Source organism: Massilia glaciei, assembly GCF_003011895.2.
GTDB lineage: Bacteria > Pseudomonadota > Gammaproteobacteria > Burkholderiales > Burkholderiaceae_D > Telluria_A > Telluria_A glaciei.
This window is the reverse complement of the sequence record NZ_PXWF02000288.1, coordinates 18358-27323: the sequence shown is the minus strand read 5'-3', so window position 1 is coordinate 27323 and position 8966 is coordinate 18358. Positions and strand designations below refer to the sequence as shown.

Genomic DNA, 8966 nt, shown 5'->3' with positions numbered 1-8966 from the left:
GCCCGCGAAAAAAGCCTCGCAAGCAGGGCGGCGGCCGCGCGAAGCGCGTGTTTTGTCAAGTGTTTTCCGCGCTGATCTAAAAATTTCTTATGCGCTTAAGTCCGGTGGATTGGTTCCCACTTTCGTGGGAATGACGGGGGGGGGGTATCGTGGGAACGACGCGGGGGTATCGCGGGAACGATGCGGGGGTATCACGGCAACGACGCGGGGGTATCGTGGGAAGTCATGTCCGCCAATGGCGGACATGACGGGGCGATTGTGGAAATGACGTAGTTTTTAATTCGGTGGCTGACGGCTGCTATGTTATCGACTAATAAATCGCGTTGCCACCGCTCGCGCCCTGTGAAGCCTGCGCCTGCGCCGCGGTCGGCTTCATAATCACCGTCAAGACCGGCGGATAATCGAATCCCGCCCCCGTCTTGCGGTCGACCAGATACCCCAGCCCCCCGCTGACGACCACATTGCCCAGCAAACTGCCCGCGTCGAATCTCGACGCCACCGCCTCTGCGCCCTCGGCCACGCCATGCCGTTTGCAATGCACGGTCAGCTTGCCTTCGCTCTTTTGAATCCTCACGCGCCCGGGCGCATTCACGAACCAGCGCCCCGCCTCGTTGCTCAGCACGCAGCCGGCGCCGGCGATTTCACGGTGGTCGAGTATGGTGTGCACCTCGACCAGTTGCTCGGTCTTGCCCGCCATCGAGGCGCAGCCGCCCAGCGCCGCGAGCGCGCATGCCGCGAGCGCGGCGGCGGTCCATCTGTTCAAGCCTGCCATTATGTTCGTCCCCTGTTCACCCTACCCTGTTTACGGCAGCGGCGCGCCGAACCTGAGGCATCGAATGAGCACGGGAGAAATTTAGATCATTTGAGCGGAATCACCTGGTTGGCAGGCACCGCCACCGCCGTCACGCTGTTTTGCGGACTGCCTTCGATCAACTTGTCGGAATAGACCAGATACACGAGCGCGTTGCGCTTGACGTCGACCATGCGCACCACGCGCACGCGCTTGAAAAAGATCGAGGCGCGCTCGGAGAACACTTCCTCCTGCTGCGGCACCTTGGTCGGAAACGACAGCGCGCCGACCTGGCGGCAGGCCACCGAGGCGTCTGCCTTGTCTTCGGCCAGTCCGAACGCGCCCTTGATGCCGCCCGTCTTGGCGCGCGACAGGTAGCAGCTCACGCCGTTGACCTTGGGGTCGTCGAACACCTCGACCACCACCTTGTGGTCGGGGCCGATAAACTTGAACACGGTGTCCACCGAACCGATCGTTTCGGCTGCGGCATAGGAAACGCCGCCGGCCAAAAAAAGGCCAAGCAATACTTTGCTTAATGTCATGGGGAAATCCTGGGGAAAATGCGGCGCCTGCGGTGCGCGGCCACTCACCCGGCCGGAATTGGCTCTACCGGGGTGAAGCGCTGCACCATGACGCCATCGACTTCGATCATCTGGAAAAATACCTCTCGCGGACGGGTCCAGAACGACCCGTCGGGAGCAGTATAGACGATCATCGTGGACAGGTCCGATTCGAGCGTGGCCACACAGACCAGCTCGTACAGACCGCCCTTGTAATGACGGAACTGCATCAGCTCTCGGCCAATGCCTTGTTCTTCTTCTTGAGGCTTTGGATCACCTTGAGCACGCCCTCGATGCCGGAGGCATCGTCGAGGTCGCTGAAGGCATCTAGCACTTCGTTGAGGACGCGGTTGCGCACCGTCGCCTCGTCGGCGTCGATCTGCGGCACCGCGGCCGCGGCGAGGATCGCCGCTTCGCGTGCGGCCGCTTCTTTCGCAGCCGCTTTTTGCGCCTGGTACTTCGAGCTTGCCGCCGCCGATTTGCCATGCGCGAGCGCGGCCTGCCAGATCACCCAGCGGCGTTGCGTCTCGAACACGAGGTATTCGTCGGGCTTGTCTTCACGGCGCCGCACGATATGACCGTCTCGTTGCGCCCACGCTTCAAATGCACTACGCATTTTGGTTCCTTTGCAAATGCTTCTTTTTAGCACTTTAAACTATTGAAAATGCAACATTTCAATTATATCATCCAAAAATCGGATTTGGTGACATTTGGATAGAATTGACTTGCCGCTCCTCAACTTGCACTATATTGGCCACAGCGTTGGCGTGACCACTGCAAGTACTCTGACAAAAGCACACCGCATGTTATGGCAATGCACTTTTTCGTTCCCTTAGGGTAACAATAGGCCATTTTCGACCATTTGTCTTCCCCTGTTTTGAGCTTGATACGATTTTTCTGTCAATACCATACAGTCTCGCACCACTTTGCTGCAAGAATATCATTGTTCCTTGTCTTTAATGTAGCTTTAGAGCAACAGTGTGCGCCGGCCATTCACTCGCGCTCGCCGATCAGGAAGCCATTTGCCTTGGCGACGGGATAGCCCGCCGCCTTCCAGCCACGGATGCCGTCGCGCATCCAATACACGCGCTTTTTGCCAGAATGTAACAAGCGCAGGGCGCTGTTATACGACAAAAAGCATTTGTCGCTGTGGCAATAAACCAGCACAGCCTTGTCCTTGTCCGAAATGCGGGAGAAGGTTGCGACCTGCTTCTGGTACTCGTCGTCGAAGCTGCCGGACATGGCCGCGGCAAGGTATTTGTGCGCGCCGGGAAGTCCGAACTCGTCGCGCATGGCGTGCATGACGAACATATCGCTGCCGAGGGCGCGCATCAGGCATGCAGCCTGCCTCGGCGAAACCGTCGCCGCGCCTTTGATCTCCTTCGGTGTCAAAGCGCCCATTTTGGTCGCCAGTCCGCCTGCGTAATCCGAGAACTCGCGCAGCGCATCGCCGGGCCCGGCGACGAGGCAGGCCGCCTCGCGCTGGGCGACGCCGGGCGTGCGATCGCCCAGTTCGAGCGCATGCCGCGCGCCCATCTCGCGCAGGCGCACATAATTGTCGCGCGCGGTGCGGAACATATAATCTTCCGACCGCCGCACCCTTGGCGACACCCATTCCGTTTCATCGTGCTTCGAATTCCAGTCATAGAACGCGACCAGCTCGTCGAGCAGCGTGCGCCCGTTGCTGACGTCGATCATATTGATGTCGGCGCCGAGCTTGAGCATGACGGGCAGTAGCTCGAACGCGTGGCGGTCGACCGGTTGCCACAGCAAGGTGCCTCGGCTGTGGAGGCCGTAGCAGTAGATGCCTTTTTTATCCTTGCCCTGCAGCGCGGGGTCGCGCCAGAAGGCCGCCATTTTCTGGCGCTTGAGCGCGTCGTCGTCGCGCTCGACATCGACCCCGGCGGATTTGTGGAGCAAGTGCGTCAGCACCTCGCGCCGGTCCATGCCCTTGATCTCGTGCGCGCCGCGCCCGGCGGTGCACAGCCACATCCTGGCCTTGTCCGCCTCGGTGTACTTGGCTGCCTTGGCGGCCGCCGGCATCAGCACGCATCCGAACAGGGCCAGCGCTGCTATAAGGAGTGAATTTTTCATTTGCATTCTCCATCCCGGCATGTGCTCCCCAACACCGAGCATTGCTTCGCCCGGTCGCGCACCTGCATGTCTTCGAGCAGGGCCGCGGCCTTGGCCAGATCGGCCCGCAAGTCGGGGAAGGTGGTGTTGACCGAGACGCTGGGCGCGGCCGTGTCGCTGGCGGCGACGATGTTCTGGAGCATGACGCTCAGCTTGAGCGGCTCGCTGCCGGCCAGCGCCTTGGCGATCGGCCCGATATAGATCCGGGTTTGCAAGCCGGGCATCTGGTAGAACTTGATCCGCTGCCCGGCCACGCCGCCGAAGCTTGCCACGGCGATATCGAAGCGGGGGCCGACCGCGTCCTGCGGGTCCTTCAGGGGTGGCAGCACCAGCACCGCCTCCCAGCCCTCGCGCTTGCCGGCGTAGCCTTCCATCCGGTCGTGCATTTCAAAGTAGGCCGTGCGCGGGTAGTCGTCGCCGTACATGTGCACATTGCGCAGCGCGACGTCTGCCATCGCGACGGGGACCCGCACCAGCGCCTTGAATTTTCCGTCGTCGCTGAAGCCATCCATGAAGCCGCCGGCGGTCCTGGTCCGGGTGCGCCAGATGCAGCTGGGAAGTTCCATGCTCTGGGAAAACTCGACCCCGTTCGACTTCGCGAAGTCGCGCGCGAACTGTTCGTCGCCGGGGGCGAACGTGGGCTTGGTGTGTTTGGCGCCGGTGACGAAGGTCGGCAAGTCTTCGGCGGCGCGCGCCGCGCCGGCGTGGGCGATGCAAGCCGCGAGCAGGCACAGGGCCACCCGTGCGGGTTGGAGTATTTTCATAGCGTTCCCGTAGTGGACGGACCGGACAAGGACAAGGACAAGGACAAGGACAAGGACAAGGACAAGGACAAGGACAAGGACAAGGACAAGGACAAGGAAAAGGAAAAGGAAAAGGAAAAGGAAAAGGAAAAAACATTTTGCCATGGAGAACCTTAGAAGATCAACTGTTAAATGCCGGGCGGAATATTCGGCAAGCAACGGAACGGTGGACGGTATATGCTCCTGCCTCCGGCACAGAAATTTTTATAACAGAAAGACCAATCGATGCAAATAGCCACCTGGAACGTCAATTCCCTCAAAGTCCGCCTGCCCCACCTGCTGCAGTGGCTGACCGACAACCCGGTCGACGTGCTCTGCCTGCAGGAGACGAAAATGACCGACGACAAGTTTCCGGTAGCCGAGATCAACGCGGCCGGCTACCAGGTCGCGTTCACCGGGCAAAAGACCTACAACGGGGTGGCGATTCTGTCGAAGCTGCCGCTCGAGGACGTGGTGCGCAACAACCCCCGCTTCGCCGACGAGCAGCAGCGCATCATCGCCGCCACCATCGGCGGCATCCGCATCGTGTGCGCCTATGTGCCCAACGGGCAGAGCGTGGACTCGGATAAATACGCGTACAAGCTGGCCTGGCTGGCGTCGCTGCGCGAGTGGCTGGCGGAAGAACTGCAGACCCACACCGAACTGGCGATCCTGGGCGACTACAACATCGCGCCCGACGACCGCGACGTGCACGACCCGGTGGCGTGGGCCGGCCAGGTGCTGTGCTCCGACAGGGAGCGCGCCGCCCTCACCGCTTTGGTCGACCTGGGCCTGACCGATTCCTACCGCCTGTTCGAGCAGGCCGAAAAGTCGTTCAGCTGGTGGGACTACCGCCAGCTCGGCTTCCGCCTCAACAAGGGCCTGCGCATCGACCATATTTTGCTCACGGCCTCGCTGGTGGCGCGCTGCACCGCCTGCGCGATCGACCGCGCGCCGCGCAAGTGGGAGCAACCGTCCGACCACGCGCCGGTCGTCGCCACGCTCAGCTAAAGCGGCTCAGCTAAAGCGGCCCGGCTAAAGAGGCCCAGCTAAAGCCTCTCAGGCCGGCGCCAGCAGCCGCGCGGCCCCGCCGGCCGGCAGCGGCTGGGCGAACAGGTAGCCCTGCGCGAACTGGCAGCCGCTGCGCTCGAGCAGCGCGAACTGGCCCTCGGTCTCGACCCCTTCGGCCACCACCGACAGCTGCAGGCTGCTTGAGAGCGCGATGATCGCGGCAACGATGGCGCGGTCCTCGGCGCTGCTCTCCAGATCGCGGATGAAGGCGCGGTCGATCTTGATCTTCCTGACCGGGAAGCGCTTGAGGTAGGCCAGACTCGAGTAGCCGGTGCCGAAATCGTCGATCGAGAGCCGGATCCCCATGCTGTTGATCTGGCCGAGGATCTCGAGCGTCTGCTCGCCGTGCTGCATCAGCGCCGTCTCGGTGATCTCGAACTCGATCAGCGACGGATCGACCCCGGTCTCGTCGATGACCGCCCGGATCGAATCGACCAGCCCGCGGTGCATGAACTGGCGCGGCGACAGGTTCAGCGCCAGCGGCGCGGCCGCCAGGCCCTGGCCCTGCCACTTGACGATCTGCTCGCAGGCGCTGCGCAGCACCCATTCGCCGACCGGCACGATCATGCCGTTGTCCTCGAGGATCGGGATGAACTGGTCGGGCAGCATCAGCTCGCCGCCGGGGCGCCACCAGCGCAGCAGCACCTCCATCGCGTGCAGGCGGCGCGTGCCGATGTCCATGATCGGCTGGAAGAACAGTTCGAATTCGCCGCTCGCGAGCGCGCCGCGCAGGCTGCTCTCGAGCTCGAAATGGCGGGCCGCGGCTTGGTTCATGCGCTCGGCGAAGAACTGGTAGTTGTTCCTGCCGCTGGCCTTGGCGTGGTACATGGCGGCGTCGGCGTGGCGCATCAAGGTCTCGACGTCGGGGCCGTCGTCGGGGAACAGGCTGATCCCGATCGACGGCGTGATGTGCAACTGGCGCCCCTCGAACGGGAACGAGGCGGCCAGCGCCTCGATGATCTTCTCGGCCACCTGCGCGCTTTCGTCGGGGCTGCGGATCGACGGCACCAGCACCACGAATTCGTCGCCGCCCAGGCGCGCCACGGTGTCGCTCACGCGCACCGCGCGGCACAGGCGGCTGGCGACCTCCTTGAGCAGGTGGTCGCCCGTCAGGTGGCCGAGCGAGTCGTTGATCGTCTTGAAGCGGTCGAGGTCGATGAACATGACGGCCAGCCTGCGGTCCGAGCGCTGCATCGACACGATCGCGCGCTCGAGCCGGTCGGCCAGCAGCGCGCGGTTGGGCAGCCCGGTCAGGCTGTCGTGGTAGGCCATGTGGTGCACGCGCGCCTCGGCCTGGCGCCGCTCGACGATCTCGGCCTGCAGCAGCGCGTTGGCGCCGGCCAGTTCGGCCGTGCGCTCGAGCACCCTGACCTCGAGCTCGTCGCGCGCGCGGCGCACCGTCTCGGTGGCCTCGCGCCGCGCCGTGACGTCGTCGACCAGCCACACCGACCTGCCGGTGACCTGCGCCAGGTCGAACGGGCGGCCCGACAGGCGGGCCCAGAAGCGGCTGCCGTCCTTGCGCACCAGCTGGTACTCGTTCATGCTCACGCGCCCGCAATGGAAGTCGCGCGAGGTCTCGTGGCGCGCCAGGTCCCAGCTTTCCTTGTCCGGGTACAGCGACTGCACCGGCAGGCCGTTGATCTCGTCGTGGCGGTAGCCGAACAGCTCCTCCATCTTGCGGTTGCAGCGCAGGTTCAGGCCCCGCTCGACGACCGCGATGCCGAGCACCGCGCTGTCGAGGATGGCCTGGTTCTCGAGCAGCGCGTTGCGCAGCGATTCCTCGGCCAGCTTGTTCTCGGTGCGGTCCTCGATCATCCAGATCGTGCCCTCGGTCGGGTCGGCCGGGTTGACCACGTAGCCGATCAGCTGGGTCCAGATGCGCGAGCCGTCCTTGCGCGCCATCTCGACCTCGGTCTGGAACGGCTTGGCCACCGACAGCAGCGGGTAGGCCAATGCGACGGTGCCTTCGTAGCTCTCGTCGCTCGGGTACAGCGCGCGCCCGTGCATCCCGAGCGCCTCGTCGCCCTGGTAGCCGAACATCTCGGCGAAGCCGCGGTTGTAGCGCGTGATCAGGCGGTTTTTGGTGAACAGGATGCTGATCGAGGCGTTCGCCATGATCGCGTGCACCTCGGCCAGGGTCTGGCGCGAGGCGGTCACGTCCTCGAGGATCCAGATGGTGCCTTCGTCGCTGTGTTCGGTGTCGACCGCCTTGGCGCGCACCCGGCACCAGAACAGGTTGCCGTCGCGCCGCCTGAACTGGCATTCAGGGCGCTCGAACGGCTCGCCGCCGCCCAGCAAGGGGCCCGCCTCGAGCCCGAACTGGTGGTACGCCCCGGGCGAGGGGAACACCTCGAGCGCGGGCCGTCCGGTCATCTCCCCGCGCGCGTAGCCGAACATCTCGGCCATGCGCGGATTGCACGACATCATCACGCCGCCCCTGGTGAACAGGATGCCGACCGAGGCGTTGTCGAGGATCGCCTTTTGCTCGAGCAGCAGCTGGCGCGTGGCCTCCTCGGCCGCCTTGTGCGCGCTGCGGTCGTCGAGCAGCCAGATCGTGTCGTGGCGCACGCGTTCGGCGTTGATCGCGTACACGAAGCCGTGCGCCCAGAAGCGGCCGCCGTCGGCGCGCGCCATCCGCGCGTCGGTCGGATACGGCAGGCCGGCCTCGAGCAGCGGCCGCGCGCCCTCGAGCATGGCGTTGTAGGCGTCGTCGTCGCCGTATAGTTCGCGCGCGCTGCGCCCCACCCCCGATTCGCCCGCGAAGCCGAAGAAGCGCCCGAACTGCAGGTTGTGGCGCAACACGCGGTTCTCGCGCAAAAAGGCGATCGCCACCGGCGCGTTGTCCATGATCGCCTGCATCTCGAGCACGGCGCGCTGCAGCTTGGCGTTGTCGCGGTGATGGTCGTCGACGTCCTCGATGACCCAGATCGTGCCGTGGCCGCTGTCGTGGCGGTCGACCGCGCGCCCGTGCACGCGGCACCAGATCAGGGTGCCATCCTTGCGCCGCAGCTGCAGCTCGGACGAATACGACTTGCCTTCGCTTAGCAGCGGCCCGGCCGCGAGCGACATCGCCACGTAGCTGTCGACCGACGGGAAGATCAGCACGCTGTCCTGGCCGGCCAGTTCGAGGTCGGCGTAGCCGAACATCTCGGCGCCGCGGATATTGCACTCGCAAATGACCTGGTCGTTGGTGAGCATGATGCCGACGGCGGCGTTTTCGAGGATCGCGCGCTGCTCGAGCAGCATCTTGTGCAGCACCACGCCGTCGCGCTCGAAGCGGCGGATGTCGGTGAACACGAAGGTGGCGCCGCCGCCCGCATCGGCCGGCAGCGGCTTGGCGCGCACCTGCACCGCGATCTGGTGTTCGCCGGCGTCGAGCACGCCGTCCCAGTGCAGTTCGGCGCCGGAGGCGACCAGCATCGCCTCGGCCACCGGGGCCAGGCCGCGCTTGACGAAGCAGCCGGTCAGCGCCTCGCCCACGATGTCGCGCCCGAGCAGGCCGGCGAGCGCGCCGTTGGCGGCCCGCACCACGCCGGCGGCGTCGCAGGCGCAGGCCGGCGAGCCGATCAGCTCGAGCGCGGCCGCGACGAAGTCGTGTTTGCTTGTATCCAGGTCCATGTCGCCACTAAA

At 64.6% G+C, this 8966-nt stretch carries 9 protein-coding genes; 2 read left to right on the top strand and 7 right to left on the bottom strand.

The features are described from left to right. Positions 1-310: 310 nt before the first annotated feature. The 6 genes from C7C56_RS21960 to C7C56_RS21935 form a co-directional block, all read right to left on the bottom strand. Positions 311-763 carry a hypothetical protein gene (locus C7C56_RS21960; protein ID WP_370660237.1) on the bottom strand — a complete coding sequence of 151 codons (453 nt, stop codon included), beginning with the start codon at positions 761-763 and terminating at the stop codon, positions 311-313. A gap of 95 nt (positions 764-858) precedes the next feature. Then, positions 859-1332 (bottom strand): CreA family protein, encoded by a 474-nt coding sequence (locus tag C7C56_RS21955; RefSeq protein ID WP_106759477.1) that lies wholly within the window; start codon positions 1330-1332, stop codon positions 859-861. 44 nt (positions 1333-1376) lie between these two features. After that, positions 1377-1580 (bottom strand): DUF1653 domain-containing protein, encoded by a 204-nt coding sequence (locus C7C56_RS21950; RefSeq protein ID WP_106759476.1) that lies wholly within the window; start codon positions 1578-1580, stop codon positions 1377-1379. Then, positions 1580-1966, bottom strand: coding sequence for a phiTE_015 family protein (locus C7C56_RS21945; RefSeq protein ID WP_106759475.1), 387 nt, complete (start codon positions 1964-1966; stop codon positions 1580-1582). The genes C7C56_RS21950 and C7C56_RS21945 overlap by 1 nt, the downstream gene beginning before the upstream one ends. A gap of 377 nt (positions 1967-2343) precedes the next feature. After that, complete coding sequence (locus C7C56_RS21940) at positions 2344-3444, bottom strand: rhodanese-like domain-containing protein (RefSeq protein WP_146204602.1); 1101 nt, start codon at positions 3442-3444, stop codon at positions 2344-2346. After that, a complete protein-coding gene (locus tag C7C56_RS21935) occupies positions 3441-4247 on the bottom strand; it encodes a hypothetical protein (RefSeq protein ID WP_181373299.1) in 807 nt (268 codons plus the stop codon). The genes C7C56_RS21940 and C7C56_RS21935 overlap by 4 nt, the downstream gene beginning before the upstream one ends. A gap of 12 nt (positions 4248-4259) precedes the next feature. On the opposite strand from C7C56_RS21935, the gene C7C56_RS29060 reads away from it, so the two are divergent. Together C7C56_RS29060 and xth are read left to right on the top strand one after the other, a co-directional pair. Beyond that, entirely contained in the window at positions 4260-4403 is a 144-nt protein-coding gene (locus C7C56_RS29060; protein WP_181373298.1) for a hypothetical protein, read from the top strand. 108 nt (positions 4404-4511) lie between these two features. Beyond that, positions 4512-5276 (top strand): exodeoxyribonuclease III, encoded by a 765-nt coding sequence (gene xth / locus C7C56_RS21930; RefSeq protein ID WP_106759472.1) that lies wholly within the window; start codon positions 4512-4514, stop codon positions 5274-5276. 48 nt (positions 5277-5324) lie between these two features. Here the strand turns inward: xth and C7C56_RS21925 are convergent, their stop codons facing one another. Further along, positions 5325-8954, bottom strand: coding sequence for a sensor domain-containing protein (locus C7C56_RS21925; protein ID WP_106759471.1), 3630 nt, complete (start codon positions 8952-8954; stop codon positions 5325-5327). Positions 8955-8966 lie beyond the last annotated feature (12 nt).

Coding starts and splice junctions, on each gene's coding strand:
- C7C56_RS21955 (WP_106759477.1), bottom strand. CDS start 1,332: ATGACATTAAGCAAAGTATTGCTTGGCCTTTTTTTGGCCGGCGGCGTT.
- C7C56_RS21945 (WP_106759475.1), bottom strand. CDS start 1,966: ATGCGTAGTGCATTTGAAGCGTGGGCGCAACGAGACGGTCATATCGTG.
- C7C56_RS21950 (WP_106759476.1), bottom strand. CDS start 1,580: ATGCAGTTCCGTCATTACAAGGGCGGTCTGTACGAGCTGGTCTGTGTG.
- xth (WP_106759472.1), top strand. CDS start 4,512: ATGCAAATAGCCACCTGGAACGTCAATTCCCTCAAAGTCCGCCTGCCC.
- C7C56_RS21925 (WP_106759471.1), bottom strand. CDS start 8,954: ATGGACCTGGATACAAGCAAACACGACTTCGTCGCGGCCGCGCTCGAG.
- C7C56_RS21935 (WP_181373299.1), bottom strand. CDS start 4,247: ATGAAAATACTCCAACCCGCACGGGTGGCCCTGTGCCTGCTCGCGGCT.
- C7C56_RS21940 (WP_146204602.1), bottom strand. CDS start 3,444: ATGAAAAATTCACTCCTTATAGCAGCGCTGGCCCTGTTCGGATGCGTG.